We start from the raw sequence: 13,831 nt of genomic DNA on the forward strand, positions 1-13,831 counted from the left end.
AACTGACTCGCGCAGGAGACCGCGGGTGTTTTAGGGACGGCGGCCCGTCGGTTCGGGTATGCAGGGAAGTCTGCCGCCGGAAGCGCAGGAGAAGCTCGAAGAACTTCAGAACCTTCAGGAAACCGCCCAAAACGTCGCTGAGCAGAAGCAGTCCTCCGAGACTGCGCTCAACGAGGCGAAGACGGCGCTCGAAACCCTCGAGGATGTCGACTCGGACACGAAGATGTACCGCGAAGTCGGCGAACTCCTCGTCGAGGCCGAGTACGACGAAGCCAAAGACGACCTCGAAGAGAAGGTCGAGAGCCTCGAAGTCCGCGTCGAGCAGCTCACGAAGCAGGAGACGCGCGTGCAGGACAAATTCGAGAGTCTGCAGGAAGAACTCCAGCAGATGCTGCAGGGCGGCGGCGCGGGCCCGATGGGCCCCGGCGGCGCGTAAATGCCACAGCCGACCGACGAAGAGGTCGTCGAAACCGCCGCAGAGGCGGCTGAAGGCCTCATCTTCGCCCGGTTCAAACAATCCCGCGTCAAAGACTTCGACGTTACCGTAACGTTCGAAGACGGCGTGCTCGATGTCGACGTGTACATCAACGCGCCCGACGACGCCGAGAACGCTGCCGTAGTCGCCGACGAGGCGGCACAGGCGGCGCAGGAAGCCGTGGACGAACTGTTCGCGGCCGCTGAAGACGAATAGGGTTTTTCGCGGGCACCCCCCGTGACTCATTCGACGGCGAGCGATTGCACCGACTCAGCCGCTAGTGACGAGTTAGAAACAGAGACACTCTCTATTCATGATACGTCGGCGATACACCTATAATAGACACTGCCATAAGTTAACGCATGTCAACCAGACGGCGAACCAGAGGGACGACAGCGTTGGACCGATTACGCGACCACTACGCCGACGTTGACCGCGAGTGCTCGGAGTGTGGATTCGTCGACGAAGACGGCGAGTGGTCCGCGAGAACGACGGGCAGTCGAATCGACTACCGACACGTCTGTCCGAGCTGTGGCGCTATCGAAGTTCGAACGCTCAAGCTGAAGTAAGTGTGACGGGGGTGCCGTCTCGTTACCACCATTCTATCCGCAGAGCGGGTGCGCTGTCTCGACTGGACAACTGAGGATGAAACGCGACTGCCGAGTGGCTATGCCAGGAAGAACACGAGGATACTGACGGCCATCGCGGCGAGGATGACCGCTAGCGCGAGCGCCCCGCCCATCGAGACGACGGCGTTGGCGTGGCTGGCGAGCGTCTCGGTTCGGTCGTTCCCGAAGATAGTCACTTCGGCGCGGCGCGTGGCCATCCCCGCAGTGACCGGTTCGCGGTCGTCGAGCGCCTCGTCGGTGAGGCGTTCGATGGTTTCGAGCAGGTCGTCCTGGTCGATTGCCGCACCGACCTGATTTTCCGCTTCGACGGTGTTGACGATGTGTGTGTCCGTCGTCATCACCTCGGCCACGTCGACACGCTTGCTCGTGAGCGATTCGACGATTCGGTCGCGAAGCCCCGGTTCCATGTTGTTCCCGTCGATGAGGACGTAGACTGTCGTCTGTCCGGCGACTTCCGTCACGGCCACGCGAATGCCGAGTGGGCCGATTCCCTCGCGTGGCGTCCAGTCGGTTTCTTCCCACGCCGTGCCGAGCAAGAGTGTGTCTTGTTCGGATTCAGAGAGGCGTTCACCTGCGTATCCCGCCGCAGAAATCATGTCGAACGAGCGCTTGCTCCCGGGCGTGACGTGCCCGAGGTCGGGGCCCGAAAGCCCGTTGTTACAGTTGTGGGCGTCGACGAGCAGCACGTCTTCGAGACCAGTCGTCCGGGCCTCGGCGGCCGCAGAGAGACCGACCGCGTACTCCACGTCGTCGGCGAACATCGGGGCGTACGTCGACACGAGGACGGCGTCGTCGCCGAATCGCTGGCCGAGCATCTTCGCGTCGCCCGATTCGACCCGGGTGCTCGGTGTGGCGTCGGCCGTGTACTCGATATCGTCGTAGGCGCAATCGGCCGCGTCGAGGACGACGTCGACTTCGCGCTCGGTTACGAGGTTGAAGTCGTGGCCAGCGGTCGCATGCGGCGGGAACGCCAGTCCCTCGGCGCGTCGAGCGACGCGCTCGGGGAAGTTGCCGCCGCCAATCTCGCCCATCGGACCGGGGTGAATCATCGGGAGGACGAATCGCGCTTTCTCGGTGCCGTCGGTCCGGCGGAACGAGAGGACCGTCACGGGGACGATAGCCTCCTGTCCGAGTTGTTCGAAGAAGTCCTCTAACTCGCGGGTCCCCTCGGCGACGTGGCCGATGAAGCCGCGGATGAAGTCGAGGACCGAGACGCCGAGGCTCCGACGCCACGGGCGGTCGACGACGCGGAGGAAGGCGTAGACGGCCACCGCGTAGGTGACACAGGTTATCGCCAGCAGTTGGAAGTGACTGGGGGCGATGACCGAGAGTTCTGGCGGGGCGCGCGAGGGGCGTGCGAGGTACGGCATCAGATACGCTTCGAGGAGCGGTCCGCCGACTTCGAAAAAGCGGAGCGTCCCGCTGTAGACGAACAGGAGCGCCGCGGCGGTGAGCGTCTGAATGCTCGCGGGGACCGACGCGATGAGCAGCGACGACCGAGAGACCGCCATGATGATGAGCAGGCGGAAGGCGAACACCGACGCGAGGGCGACAACCAGCGCATCGAAGATGAACCGCTGGCCGAGGCCGGTCGCGACCGAGATGATAGTCGCAAGCGTGACGATGGTCACGATGATGACCTCGCCCGCCAACGCGAGGAGCGACGAGCGGTTGTGCGTGAGTTTCCCGCCGACAAATCGGTCGACGCCGGTGGTGCCGAACGCCGCGACGACGGTCGGAATTCCGATGAAGAAGATACCTTCCCACGCGTCTCGTCCGAGGAAGAAGAGACCGCGCCACGACCCGGCGAGGTCACCGGAGTCGAACGCTGCAACACCCGCCATCGCAGCAACGAGCAGGGCGAAACCGAGACTCGAATACCAGTTGGGTGCGCGGAAGATAAACCGCGACAACCCAGCGAGGTCGCTCTGCGTGGAGGTCATTTCTCGAACAGACTTGACGGAAGGCGGTAAATGTCTCGGCTTGTCTCAAAGAAACGACGATGAGAGAAACAGTTCGAAACCGTCAGGCGTCGGGGGCGAAACAGAGACAGCGCGAGAGAGAAGTCAGAACGCTTACCGTTCGCAGATGTCGATGAAGTTCTCGAACACCGCTTCGCCCTCGTCGGTGTGGGCGACTTCGGGGTGCCACTGGACGCCGTAGAGGTTGCGGTCGGTGTTGCTCATCGCTTCGATGGTACATACGTCGCTCGTTCCGGTGTGGGTGAATCCCTCGGGAACTTCCTTGACCTCGTCGGCGTGGCTGGCCCAGACGCGGGTTTCCGGCGAGAGAGAGCCGATAAGTGGGTCTCCGTCGTCGAGAACTTCCACGTCGACGTCGGCGTAGCCGCCGTAGTCGCCGGAGCCGACGCGACCGCCGAGTTCCTCGGCGAGAATCTGCATGCCGAGACAGATACCGAGGACGGGAACGTCGAGGTCGAGATAGTCGGGAGAACGGCCGATACGGTCCATGTCGGGGCCGCCGGAGAGGACGATGCCGTCCGCGTCGATATCTTCGGGGTCCGTGTCGTTGTCGATGAGTTCGGTGTCGACGCCGAGGTCACGGAGTGCGCGCCGTTCGAGGTGGGTGAACTGCCCGTGGTTGTCGATGACGACGATGCGGGTCATGTGCGGGGTTGGACTACCGTGCGTAAAAGTGAATCGAAGACTGGCCGAGATGAGCGTATCCGTGCATCAGAGTGGCACATTCACCGGCGCTTATCGGTCGGCGGTCCGGTCGCGCGCCGACTGAAAGCCCATCTCCTCTAACTCCTTGGTCCGGCGCGCTTCACGTGCAGCGATGGCCTCCGGGTCGGGTGCGGCGTCGTCGTCCACGCGCGCGAAGGACTTGTGGACCTTCGTGTGACACCACCGGCAGAGCGCGACGGTAATCTCGTGAGACGGCTCGTCACCGTCTGCGTGCGACGCACTCGCCCCACTCCCATACGAGAGGTGGTGTTCTTCGAGTAGCGGCCGGGCTGTCGAGTCGTGATCCATCCGAACCTCTTCGAGACCGCAGCGAGTGCACTCGCGGCCGGAGGTGGTCGATGCGTAGTGCGGGCAGTCGCGGAAGTCACAGCCGTCTGCGGCGGCGACGCAGTCGTAGTTCTCTCGTGCGCGCTCGCGTGCGAACTTGGGGTCGCGGTCAGCGTACTCTCGGGCGAGGCGACACGCACCATCGCTTGTGAGGTGGTCGCATCGGCCAGCGTGGTCGTACGGGTCGTCGACGCCCACGGGCGTCCCGGTCGGCGTCCGCTCCATACCCGGCGTCGGGTCGGTGGCGGGGTAAACGTTGCTCTCGATGGGCCGTTTCGAGGGTGTCGCGGCGGAGGTTTCATCACCAACCCCGCCGAAAGCGCGGCCGTGAAACTCGTCCACCGACGAAATGGAGACCAGACGACGCTCGCCTCAGATGTCGAGACGGCCGATTCGTTCCTCACGCAGGCGCGCGGACTGATGTTCCGTCGCTCTATCCCCGACGACTACGCGCTCGTCTTCCGCTTCGACGACGTGGACCGCCACAGTCTCCACATGGTGTTCGTCCCGTTCGACATCGACGCACTCTGGCTCGTCGGTGGCGAGGTTGCCAAGAAAAAGCGCCTCTCCGCGTGGACCGGCATCGGCTTCGGCATGGCCGACACCATCGTCGAACTCCCCGCGGGTGCGGCCGACAGCGTCGCGGAAGGCGACCTCATCGAAGTCGAATAGCCTGTTTTCGTCTCCCGGTTTCCCCGACGTGACACCAATTTCTGTCGGAACCCGCTCTTTTATACAAGCGACGACACATCTGTACAACTACTATGTCGGAAGATACCACACCGACGGAGGATAGAGTAAGTCGTCGCGAGACGGCTGGCTGTGAAATTCAACGGTTCCGCTGACTCACGAGGATACGATTCTACCGTGAACGATTTATTCGGGGAGCCTGCCGAGCACACCCTTACTTCTGACTCCGTAGCACTGTTGGACACCACACTCCGCGACGGCGAACAAGCGCCGGGCATCTCGCTGTCGCCGGACGAAAAAGCAGACATCGCACGCGCACTCGACCGTGCGGAAGTCGGGTTCATCGAGGCCGGAAGCGCCTGCACCGGCCCCGGCGAGCGAGAGACGATAAAGCGCGTCACCTCGCTCGGACTGGACGCGACGGTCACGAGTTTCGCACGTGGGGTCAAGGGAGACGTTGACCTCGCGCTCGACTGCGACGTTGACGGCATCACACTGGTCGTTCCGGCGAGCGACCGTCACGTCGAGTCGAAGGTCGGCACGACCCGCGACGGCGTCGTCGAGATAACCGATGAACTCGTGGCCTACGCGAAGGACCACGGTCTCTGGGTCGAAGTCATTGGCGAAGACGGGTCGCGGGCAGACCCCGCGTTCCTCGAAGAACTCGCGCGTGCGAGCCACGGCGCCGGGGCCGACCGCTTCTGTTTCGCCGACACGGTTGGCCACACCAGTCCCGAGCACACCTACAACGTGGTCTCACGACTCGCCGAACTCGGGCCAACCTCGACGCACACGCACGACGACCTCGGCCTCGCAATGGCGAACGTCCACGCCAGTCTCTCCGCTGGCGCTGACCTCGTCCACACCACGGTCAACGGCATCGGCGAGCGTGCCGGTAACGTCGCGCTCGAAGAGGTCGCAATCGCACTGCACCATTGCTATGGCGTCGAGACGGTGAAACTGGACGAACTCTACGCGCTCGCACAGAAAGTCGCACACGCGACGGGCGTCGTCCTGCCGCCGAACAAGGCCGTCGTCGGCGAGAACGCCTTCACCCACGAAAGCGGTATCCACACCGACGGCACGCTCAAAGACGACGCGATGTACGAACCGTATCCGCCGGAGGCGGTGGGGCGTGAGCGTCGCCTCGTCCTTGGCAAGCACGCCGGGCGCGCCGGTGTCAAGGCCGCACTGGAAGAACACGGCGTCGACGCCACCGACGAGGAAGTCGCCGCCGTCGTCCGCCGCGTGAAGGAACTCGGCGACCGAGGAAAGCGTGTCACCGACGCCGACCTACTCGCGTTCGCCGAGGACGTACAGGGTCTCGAACGCGACCGACAGGTCGAACTGCTCGACCTCACGGCCGCGTCCGGCGGTGGCACACCCACTGCAAGTGTCAGACTTCGCGTCAACGGAGAGGAACGAGTCGCCTCCGGGACGGGGTCCGGCCCGGTCGACGCCGCAGTCAAGGCCGTCCGGGAAGCACTCGGTCCCAACGCGGACGCACAACTCGACGACTACCACGTCGATGCAATCACGGGTGGCACCGACGCCGTCGTGACCGTCGAAGTCACGATGACGAGCGGTGACCGCAGCGTCTCCGTCGCCGCCTCGGACGCAGACATCACGCGAGCGAGCGTGCAAGCGATGGTCGATGCACTCGACCGACTGCTTGCGCCGACACCGGGGGCAACCGAACCCGCCGCATCGGCAGACGACTGAGGTAACTCTCAGCGCACGGAACACGCAGGACGCCCGGGGCGCTCGGAACACCCAACCCGGATTGCCGACACAACCCGGACTGACCACACCCGGACTGGCCGCACGAACCCGGCCAACTACACTCCGGACTGACCAAGCTACTGTCGGCAAAACAGGGGTTCTCGTTTCGAGCGTCTTGACGTGTCTCAGCGCATTCCGACGTGTTTCAGCGTGTCTCTTTTGCGACGAGGTAGGTCCACCCACCTCGGCGCTCGAACCCGATAGCGGCGTCGCCGAGTTCCGTCTCCGCGAAGTCGGCCACGCGGCCGGTACGGACTGTCGTCACGTCGATTCGGCGTGTCCCTCCGTCTTCGCTCGTGTTCGTCTCTGCTGCGTTCGCACTCATATCTCCTCCATCGGCCGGAAGGGTTATGTATCGAATCCTAGGAGAGTGAAAGTGAAAATCGGGGGACAGAGGCGTGGTGGTGGAAAACAGCGTCTCTATTCGGACTGCTCACTTGTCGCCATCGACGTTCGGTTCGCATTCAACGACACAAAGACCAGTACTCCCACTAAACCGAGGGAGGCCAGTAAGAGACCTATCGACCCGGCCGCTTGATACGTCTCAACCACGAAGATGAGAGCGAGTAACGCGACGAGACTGTCTAGCTTCCGCTTGAGTGCGGGGTCCATACGACATATTGTGATAGTCTGTTGAATCCTCTTTCGGAGAAGACGGAAGTCACCCAACGAGAGTGGCCGAGTCACATCGAGAACCGCCGAGACAACGAACCGACCGCCGTACCAGAACCGATATGCAAACAAACCAGTTCTACAACAAGTATGGTTGGATTCGATGCGTCCGAGCGGGCTGGCGTCTACAAGTCGGTGTACGCGCGGCGGGACATCAGGCGGTTCAGCGGCGACCCAGTTCCCGAGGAGACGCTGGCGCGGATTCTCGACGCCGCCCACCATGCCCCGAGCGTCGGGTTTTCGCAACCGTGGGACTTCGTCGTCGTCGAGGACGACGAGACGAAATCGGCGATTGCGTCCATCGCGGAGCGAGCGATTTCGGCCGCCCGCGAGGGGTACCGAGAACCGCGGAAATCGGACTTTGGGCGGTTGAAATTGGAGGGCATCACCGACGCGCCGGTGAACGTCTGCGTCACCTGCGACCCGACGCGCGGCGCGCCGCACGTCCTCGGGCGCAACACCATGCGGGAGATGGACGTGTATTCGACGTGTCTCGCGGTGCAGAACCTCTGGTTGGCCGCGCGGGCCGAGGGCGTCGGCGTCGGGTGGGTGTCGTTTCTCTACCCCCACGAAGTTCGCGAGGTGCTGGATATTCCGCACCACATCAAGCCGATTGCCTATCTCTGTGTCGGTTATCCCGAAGACGGGTTCCCGGAAGAACCGGTTCTCCAGCAAGAGGGGTGGCGCGAGCGCATCGAAACGGATGCGCTTGTTCACTGGGGGCGGTGGGGGTCTGGGTCGGAGTGAGGAAGGTGAGACGTTCGTTTCACGACCCCACGCTCAGCGGGCGTCCCGCCGCTATCGCGGAGAATCGTCTCGGGAGGGTGCGGAGAACAACAGTACGGTGTAGGCAGCAGTGCCTGCAACGAGAAGCGCCACGACTGCACCAACCGACCCCCCGAGCAGAAAGCCTTGGAGGGCGACCACACCGAACAGTACCAGTCCGAGTGCATTGAGTCGCTGTTCGAGCGAGTACCCCATACACGCCGTCGTGGTGGTTTACTAACAATTCTATCGGTCAGGTACCTCGACGAATCATTGAGAGACGACTATCTCTCACCAACAGAGTCCGAGAGAAGTGAGTACTGGGGATGAGATTTGAACCAGCGAGCAACGTGGAGCGTTGCGAGTGAGGTTCAAATCTCAGCTCGGTGTACATCCTCGTCACGCGGGGCGAGAGACACGAAGGTCTCTCGCGGGGTGACGTTCGGAAGAAGCGCCGAGGGTGAGATTTGAACTCACGTGTCCGAATGGACAGTAGATTTCGAATCTACCGCCTTGGCCGGGCTAGGCTACCTCGGCTTCCATCACCTCGTATCCGCCGGATAGTTTAATCCGTTTCGATTTCCGAAGACGGCGATGGGTGTCGGCACGTGTGACGGGGCCGTCCGACGCGAACATGATTCGAGACCGACCAATGAGACTAAGACGCACGCGCCCCGGAGTCGGAGCATGGATATCGACACGGCGGCAGCGACGTGCGACCGGGTCCTCGACGCCGTCTCGGAAGCAGTCATCGCCGACCGGTTCTTCCTCGAAACCGTCCTCACGGGCGTCCTCGCTCGCGGCCACGTCCTCCTCGAAGACGTCCCCGGCACCGGAAAGACCCTGACCGCACGAAGCGTCGCCACGGCGCTCGGACTCTCTTTTTCTCGCGTGCAGTTCACGCCGGACCTTCTCCCCGCTGACGTGACCGGGACGAACATCTACGACGAACGCGACCGGTCGTTCGAGTTCTCGCCCGGTCCAATCTTCGCGAACGTCGTCCTCGCCGACGAGATTAATCGCGCACCGCCGAAAACGCAGGCCGCGCTCCTCGAAGCGATGGAAGAGGGACAGGTCACTGTCGACGGCGAGACACACCCGCTCCCGGAGCCGTTTTTCGTCATCGCGACGCAGAACCCGGTCGAACAGGAAGGGACGTTCACGCTCCCCGAAGCGCAGGTCGACCGCTTCGTCGTGAAGTCGGCTATCGGCTACCCCGAACTGGATGGTGAAATCGAACTCCTCCGCCGACGGGCAGGCCGAGAGGAACAAAGCCCGAGCATCGAGCGCATCCTCGACCGCGAATCGGTTCTCGCCATCCGCCGCGCTCCCGAGCAAATTCGCGTCGACGACGACCTCCTTCGATACATGGCAGAACTCGCGCGTGTGACCCGCAGCGACCGCCGGGTCAGAGTCGGCGTCTCCCCCCGCGGAACACAGCGACTGTTCGAAGCAACCCGCGCCCGCGCCGTTATCGAAGGCCGCGAGTTCGTCACCCCGGACGACGTCAAACGCGTCGCCCAGTCGGTGCTGGCTCACCGTCTCGTTCTCACCGCAGACGCCCGCGTCGAAGACGTTCGGAAAAGCGACGTTGTGTCCGACGTACTCGAACGGGTTTCGGTGCCGACGCTGGACTGAGAGACGGGACGAAAGGCCGTCGTGCGACGACCTCACCGGCGCATTCCGGCGACGAGCGCGATAACGCCGACTAACAGCAACACGACGGCCGTGACCGGTTGCCCACCCGAAGCGGCGAGGCCGAGTGCGAAGACGACACCCGCACCGACCGTGAGTACGAGCACCGTCGTCGCCGCGTGGACGACTTCGAGGCGGGTCGTCTCCGTCTCGCGACCGAGGTGGTCGCCGACAGAGAGGGCGTTTTCGCCGATGTCCCACGCGAGAATCGACGTGATAGCAGCCAGCAAGAGTATCTCTACCCCCGCGGTGCCGACGCCAGCAGCGACGAGCGACAGGAAATAGAGACCGCCAGCGACGTCGAGGACGCGCCGGGACCCGCGGGTCAGCCCGCCCGCGAGCGTGACACCCGCGAGGAGCGAGACGACCGCCGCCGTCGGCGACCCGAGCGACAAGACGAGAACCGAAAGTCCCGCCGCAGAGAGCGACATCGCGGTTCCCGGACGGGTCGGCAGACGGGTGATTTCGGTCATCGCGACCACCCCGCTTCCGCCCGTTCGAGTGAGACGCCGAGCGGTTCGTTACCCCAGTCGACGACGCGAATCCCGGCGCGCCGCAGGTCGCGGAGACGTAGGTCGCGTTCGATTCGGGCGAGTCGCGCCCCGGCCGTGTCGTCCGCCGTCGGGTCCGGTGAGACGACGGTCACGGCGTGTCCGTAGGCTTCCAACCGCCGCGCGACCGACACGGCGTAGTCGTCGGAGAGTGGCGAACAGAAGATGACCTGCGCGTCACTCGACAGTCGGCGTCGTAACCGACGCATTGCGAGCGCAGGGAAGAAGGCACCGTTGGATGGTGTCGGGGCGAACGCCGGGTGCGTCGCAAAGAGGCGGCGGGCACGGGCGCGGTGTTCGCCACCGGCCGATGGTGCGAGCCAACAGTCCTTGGGGTCGATAGCGGCGACGCCGACCCTGTCGCCGCTGTCGAGCAGGGCCGGAAACGCGATACTCGCGGCATCCACACAGCGTTCGACTGCTGTCTCCGAGTCAGCGTCCGGAGCGACGTGCGCCTCGGAGCGAGTGTCGACGACGAGGACGACGGTCGCCGCGCGCTCCTCTCTGAACTGGACCGTCGCAAGTTCGCCGGTCCGGGCGCGGCGGTTCCAGTCGATGCGGCGAATCGGGTCGCCGTGTCGGTACTCGCGAATCGACGCGAACTCCAGTCCCGACCCGGGCACGTCTGTCTCGACGCGGCCCGTGTACTGCGAGGTAAGCCCCCGGAGCGGCAGGTCGGCAGTCGCGGCCAGTTCGGGTTCACAGCGCATCGTCGTCTCAGTCGTGTGCGTCTCTCGATACTCGACCGACCCGCTCGGGTCGCGGGCGATGACGACAGTTTCGTCCCAGGTGTGCTCGCCGCGGATGGCGGTGACAGAGTAGGTGGTTGTCGCCGTCGCGCCCGGGCGGAGTGCGGTCCCGAGGCGAGCGGTGCCGTCCGAGACGGCCAGCGCCGGGGGCACACAATCGACGAGTCTGAGGTCGAACAACGTCTTCGACCCCTCGTTGGTGACGCGGAGCGTGACCGCCACTTCGTCGTCGGAGTCGGGCGTCGAGTCGGAGAGTTCTCGTTCGACTCGGACTGCGACTTCGTCGAGGCCGGCGATGCGGACGTAACCGAGCAGGACGACACCAAGTCCAGAAAGCAGGAGTAACGGCGGGTTGCGCGTAAAGACGCCTGCTGCGGCTGCGATGAGGACGAGACCCTCGACGCCGTGCCACCGTTCGGTGTCGAATCCGAGCGTCATCCGCGCACCTCGTTTCGAGCCGTTCGCTCTCGGTTCTGGTCACGAGGGCGACCCGGTCCGGAGTCTCGGACCTTCACACGGTTTCGCGCGTCAGACTGGTTTGACTGAGTCTCCCCAGAAGCAGGCCGCCCGCCACCACCGTTCTCAGGAATCGGGTCGCGTCCGATTCGGTCGATTGCGGCAACGGTTCGCGCGACGCGAGTGGACAACACCGTCTGTCCGGAGACGAGAAGCCGAAGCCGTTGTCGGAGCGGAATCGAGATATCCGCACCGAGGAAGCGAGCGGCGACATCGTCGTCGGTCCAGCCCCCGGTTTCGACGAGCGCCTCGGCTTCGTCCGGAGTGTACCCCTCCCGAAGGACGAGGGCGCGTTTGGCGGCCGTTTCGAGTCGCTCTGTCACCTTGTCGCGGGCGGTCCACCGGGTCCGGCGCGTCGTCGCCGCAACGAGTTGCTCGTCGAAGTCTGACCCCGGAACCGGGACAGAGACGCGGACCTCCGGGTCGGTCGTTTTCGTCGTTCGAACCGGGGTTTCCCTGCGCCGCTGGACGTACCGCAATCCCTGAAGCGTCGCAAGTACCCCAACCAAGCCGAGGAACACGTCGGTGAGTTCGAGTCCGAGCGAGATGCCGACGGTGACGACGAGTCCGGCAACCGTGGCCACGACACCGACGAGGACGGTGAGTGAGCGTCTCGAAATCATCGGGACGCCTCCGTCCTGCCGTCCGGTGCGTCCGATTCGCTATCCACCATCTCCCACCCACCATCGGTCGCATCCGCCGCACCCGACTCGGCGTACGTCTCTTCGATGTTCCGAAGTGCATCGACGGCCCGTCGTTCGCGGTCTACCGTCGCCTCGACACCGCCGTATCGCACTTCTTCGAACAACCGCGTCAGTTCGGTCACGTCGTCGCGGTCCATGCCGGCGTCGACGGCCACAGCGGCGAACTCCTCTGGTGTCGCCGACGCTCGATTGGAAACGTCGAGAAGGGCGGTCATCTCGCCCCACGCGCGGAAGACTTCGTTCTCCACGTCGGCGTCGCCGGACTCGATTCGCTCGGCCGCGACACCCGCGGCGCGTCCGACAGCGGCGACGTTCGGAACACTCTCGTCGGACGTGGGCACCGCATCCTCGTCAGAGTCCGACGAATCGCCAGTGGCCGTAACGAGCATGAACAGCGCCACGGCGAGCGCGACGAGGAGCAGGAGACCAAACAGGGCAGTCGGTGGTGAGACACCGCGAACGGTGCTAGCACCGTTTCCGAGCGCCCCGCCGCCGCCCGGCGGAATCAGAGAGATGTTTCCAGTCGCCTCAGAGACGCGGGACGAAATCGAAAATTCGCGCTGGCAGGACGTGAGGAGCGCAATAATGAGAATCGTCGGGGGGGAGAGCGCGAGCGTGATTGCGACCGGCGGAAGGAGCGATTTCGTCTTCCGGTAGGCGACCCCACCAACGAGGAGGAATCCGGCGAGGACGAGTCCAATCGCCTCTGGCGACAACAGCCACGGAAGACACGGCGTTGGGATGCTGAATCCGCCCGCCGACCCAGAGAGCGGTTCGAATCCCGTCGATTCGCTCGTCCCTGAACCGGCACCGCCGGTCTCACCGGCACCGAATCCGGGTGACCCACCTTCGGTGACGACAGTCGAATCGATAGTCGCGGCGACGACGACGAGTGCGACCACCGCGAGGAGGGCGAGTGTGAGCGTACGGAGGTCAGAGCGGTCCACGTCAGAAGTTCGCACCCCCATCGGCCTAAAGGGCAAGGGTTCCACCGTCCTGCGGTTTCCTTCCCTCATCCCGCGTGTGAGAATCGGGCCCGAAAAACTGGGACACCCGATTCAACCCGCACAGACCACCAATACAAGTGAACGCGGTCGCCGACGGGAGTGTTGGAACCGACGAGCGAGCACCCACACACCACGTTTGCAAGTGAATTACTCCACAGCCGAAGGTGGGTCGAACCCAGACAGACACCACTGCTGCAAGTGAAACGCCGTGAGCGTCTGGGTGGGTGTAGAGTGGGACAGACCACCTCTGCAAGTGAACTGTCGACGGGTGTTCTACCGTTCACCCACCACTGTTGCAGGTGAATCTCTACTTGTAGCCGCTCTCCCGGCCATATACCACTACTGTGGTTCAGTTGTCCCACCGCCTCTCCACCCACACATGTCAGCGCTTTAGTTGAAATTGTGCACTGTTGTTCTTCTAGAGACTCTCTCAACACAGCTTCACTTGTAACAGTGGTGTGTGTCTGTCCCCCGGTGGTGTGATTCCGTTTCGAGATACACCTCTCGTCGTCTCTTTGGTCAGGTGGAGTTGGGACCGGGGTTCCCCGACCACTGAGTCGA

Annotated in this window: 16 protein-coding genes and 1 tRNA gene; 7 read left to right on the plus strand and 10 right to left on the minus strand. The window is 63.8% G+C overall.

Annotated features, from left to right (window positions below):
- Positions 1 to 58 precede the first annotated feature (58 nt).
- From ACH9L7_RS09695 to ACH9L7_RS09705, 3 genes are all read left to right on the plus strand, one after another.
- Positions 59 to 436 carry a prefoldin subunit beta gene (locus ACH9L7_RS09695; RefSeq protein ID WP_396610515.1) on the plus strand — a complete coding sequence of 126 codons (378 nt, stop codon included), beginning with the start codon at positions 59 to 61 and terminating at the stop codon, positions 434 to 436.
- On the plus strand, positions 437 to 691 hold the full coding sequence (locus ACH9L7_RS09700; RefSeq protein WP_396610516.1) for a DUF3194 domain-containing protein: 255 nt from the start codon (positions 437 to 439) through the stop codon (positions 689 to 691). It begins immediately after the preceding gene.
- Between the two features lie 182 nt (positions 692 to 873).
- On the plus strand, positions 874 to 1,044 hold the full coding sequence (locus ACH9L7_RS09705; protein ID WP_396613257.1) for an HVO_0649 family zinc finger protein: 171 nt from the start codon (positions 874 to 876) through the stop codon (positions 1,042 to 1,044).
- 98 nt (positions 1,045 to 1,142) lie between these two features.
- Here ACH9L7_RS09705 and ACH9L7_RS09710 read toward each other — a convergent pair whose 3' ends face one another.
- The 3 genes from ACH9L7_RS09710 to ACH9L7_RS09720 form a co-directional block, all read right to left on the minus strand.
- On the minus strand, positions 1,143 to 3,047 hold the full coding sequence (locus tag ACH9L7_RS09710) for a DUF2070 family protein (protein WP_396610517.1): 1,905 nt from the start codon (positions 3,045 to 3,047) through the stop codon (positions 1,143 to 1,145).
- A gap of 132 nt (positions 3,048 to 3,179) precedes the next feature.
- Positions 3,180 to 3,731, minus strand: a complete 552-nt coding sequence (locus tag ACH9L7_RS09715; RefSeq protein WP_396610518.1) for a GMP synthase subunit A — start codon at positions 3,729 to 3,731, stop codon at positions 3,180 to 3,182.
- A 90-nt stretch (positions 3,732 to 3,821) separates the two neighbouring features.
- Positions 3,822 to 4,364, minus strand: a complete 543-nt coding sequence (locus tag ACH9L7_RS09720) for a hypothetical protein (RefSeq protein ID WP_396610519.1) — start codon at positions 4,362 to 4,364, stop codon at positions 3,822 to 3,824.
- Positions 4,365 to 4,466: 102 nt separating this feature from the next.
- Here ACH9L7_RS09720 and ACH9L7_RS09725 point away from each other — a divergent pair, with 102 nt between their 5' ends.
- Together ACH9L7_RS09725 and ACH9L7_RS09730 are read left to right on the plus strand one after the other, a co-directional pair.
- Positions 4,467 to 4,811, plus strand: a complete 345-nt coding sequence (locus tag ACH9L7_RS09725) for a DUF192 domain-containing protein (RefSeq protein WP_396610520.1) — start codon at positions 4,467 to 4,469, stop codon at positions 4,809 to 4,811.
- Between the two features lie 195 nt (positions 4,812 to 5,006).
- Positions 5,007 to 6,551, plus strand: a complete 1,545-nt coding sequence (locus ACH9L7_RS09730) for a (R)-citramalate synthase (protein WP_396610521.1) — start codon at positions 5,007 to 5,009, stop codon at positions 6,549 to 6,551.
- 205 nt (positions 6,552 to 6,756) lie between these two features.
- On the opposite strand, the gene ACH9L7_RS09735 is transcribed toward ACH9L7_RS09730, so the two are convergent.
- Positions 6,757 to 6,936: a hypothetical protein gene (locus ACH9L7_RS09735; RefSeq protein ID WP_396610522.1), complete on the minus strand. Its 180-nt coding sequence runs from the start codon at positions 6,934 to 6,936 to the stop codon at positions 6,757 to 6,759.
- A 437-nt stretch (positions 6,937 to 7,373) separates the two neighbouring features.
- Here ACH9L7_RS09735 and bluB point away from each other — a divergent pair, with 437 nt between their 5' ends.
- Positions 7,374 to 8,030 carry a 5,6-dimethylbenzimidazole synthase gene (bluB, locus tag ACH9L7_RS09740; protein WP_396610523.1) on the plus strand — a complete coding sequence of 219 codons (657 nt, stop codon included), beginning with the start codon at positions 7,374 to 7,376 and terminating at the stop codon, positions 8,028 to 8,030.
- 51 nt (positions 8,031 to 8,081) lie between these two features.
- On the opposite strand, the gene ACH9L7_RS09745 is transcribed toward bluB, so the two are convergent.
- Positions 8,082 to 8,264: a hypothetical protein gene (locus ACH9L7_RS09745; protein WP_396610524.1), complete on the minus strand. Its 183-nt coding sequence runs from the start codon at positions 8,262 to 8,264 to the stop codon at positions 8,082 to 8,084.
- Between the two features lie 236 nt (positions 8,265 to 8,500).
- Positions 8,501 to 8,585: transfer RNA gene (locus ACH9L7_RS09750), tRNA-Ser, on the minus strand.
- A gap of 150 nt (positions 8,586 to 8,735) precedes the next feature.
- On the opposite strand from ACH9L7_RS09750, the gene ACH9L7_RS09755 reads away from it, so the two are divergent.
- Positions 8,736 to 9,686: an AAA family ATPase gene (locus ACH9L7_RS09755; RefSeq protein ID WP_396610525.1), complete on the plus strand. Its 951-nt coding sequence runs from the start codon at positions 8,736 to 8,738 to the stop codon at positions 9,684 to 9,686.
- A gap of 32 nt (positions 9,687 to 9,718) precedes the next feature.
- On the opposite strand, the gene ACH9L7_RS09760 is transcribed toward ACH9L7_RS09755, so the two are convergent.
- Genes ACH9L7_RS09760 through ACH9L7_RS09775 form a run of 4 tightly spaced genes read right to left on the minus strand, consistent with a single transcriptional unit; the run spans position 9,719 to position 13,210 of the window.
- Positions 9,719 to 10,225 carry a hypothetical protein gene (locus tag ACH9L7_RS09760; protein ID WP_396610526.1) on the minus strand — a complete coding sequence of 169 codons (507 nt, stop codon included), beginning with the start codon at positions 10,223 to 10,225 and terminating at the stop codon, positions 9,719 to 9,721.
- The gene (locus ACH9L7_RS09765) at positions 10,213 to 11,481 is read right to left on the minus strand and encodes a DUF58 domain-containing protein (RefSeq protein WP_396610527.1); all 1,269 of its coding nucleotides are present in this window, start codon (positions 11,479 to 11,481) and stop codon (positions 10,213 to 10,215) included. Before ACH9L7_RS09765 ends, ACH9L7_RS09760 begins: the two co-directional genes overlap by 13 nt.
- Complete coding sequence (locus ACH9L7_RS09770; protein ID WP_396610528.1) at positions 11,478 to 12,182, minus strand: hypothetical protein; 705 nt, start codon at positions 12,180 to 12,182, stop codon at positions 11,478 to 11,480. Before ACH9L7_RS09770 ends, ACH9L7_RS09765 begins: the two co-directional genes overlap by 4 nt.
- Positions 12,179 to 13,210 (minus strand): DUF4129 domain-containing protein, encoded by a 1,032-nt coding sequence (locus tag ACH9L7_RS09775; RefSeq protein ID WP_396610529.1) that lies wholly within the window; start codon positions 13,208 to 13,210, stop codon positions 12,179 to 12,181. Before ACH9L7_RS09775 ends, ACH9L7_RS09770 begins: the two co-directional genes overlap by 4 nt.
- Between the last annotated feature and the right edge of the window lie 621 nt (positions 13,211 to 13,831).

The sequence above is a fragment of the Haloferax sp. S1W genome, assembly GCF_044593955.1.
GTDB lineage: Archaea > Halobacteriota > Halobacteria > Halobacteriales > Haloferacaceae > Haloferax.

What these genes read in the sequence shown, in the direction of transcription:
- ACH9L7_RS09715 (WP_396610518.1), bottom strand. Translation starts at nt 3,731, where the DNA reads ATGACCCGCATCGTCGTCATCGACAACCACGGGCAGTTCACCCACCTC.
- ACH9L7_RS09720 (WP_396610519.1), bottom strand. Translation starts at nt 4,364, where the DNA reads ATGGAGCGGACGCCGACCGGGACGCCCGTGGGCGTCGACGACCCGTAC.
- ACH9L7_RS09700 (WP_396610516.1), top strand. Translation starts at nt 437, where the DNA reads ATGCCACAGCCGACCGACGAAGAGGTCGTCGAAACCGCCGCAGAGGCG.
- bluB (WP_396610523.1), top strand. Translation starts at nt 7,374, where the DNA reads ATGGTTGGATTCGATGCGTCCGAGCGGGCTGGCGTCTACAAGTCGGTG.
- ACH9L7_RS09745 (WP_396610524.1), bottom strand. Translation starts at nt 8,264, where the DNA reads ATGGGGTACTCGCTCGAACAGCGACTCAATGCACTCGGACTGGTACTG.
- ACH9L7_RS09770 (WP_396610528.1), bottom strand. Translation starts at nt 12,182, where the DNA reads ATGATTTCGAGACGCTCACTCACCGTCCTCGTCGGTGTCGTGGCCACG.
- ACH9L7_RS09735 (WP_396610522.1), bottom strand. Translation starts at nt 6,936, where the DNA reads ATGAGTGCGAACGCAGCAGAGACGAACACGAGCGAAGACGGAGGGACA.
- ACH9L7_RS09765 (WP_396610527.1), bottom strand. Translation starts at nt 11,481, where the DNA reads ATGACGCTCGGATTCGACACCGAACGGTGGCACGGCGTCGAGGGTCTC.
- ACH9L7_RS09710 (WP_396610517.1), bottom strand. Translation starts at nt 3,047, where the DNA reads ATGACCTCCACGCAGAGCGACCTCGCTGGGTTGTCGCGGTTTATCTTC.
- ACH9L7_RS09695 (WP_396610515.1), top strand. Translation starts at nt 59, where the DNA reads ATGCAGGGAAGTCTGCCGCCGGAAGCGCAGGAGAAGCTCGAAGAACTT.
- ACH9L7_RS09755 (WP_396610525.1), top strand. Translation starts at nt 8,736, where the DNA reads ATGGATATCGACACGGCGGCAGCGACGTGCGACCGGGTCCTCGACGCC.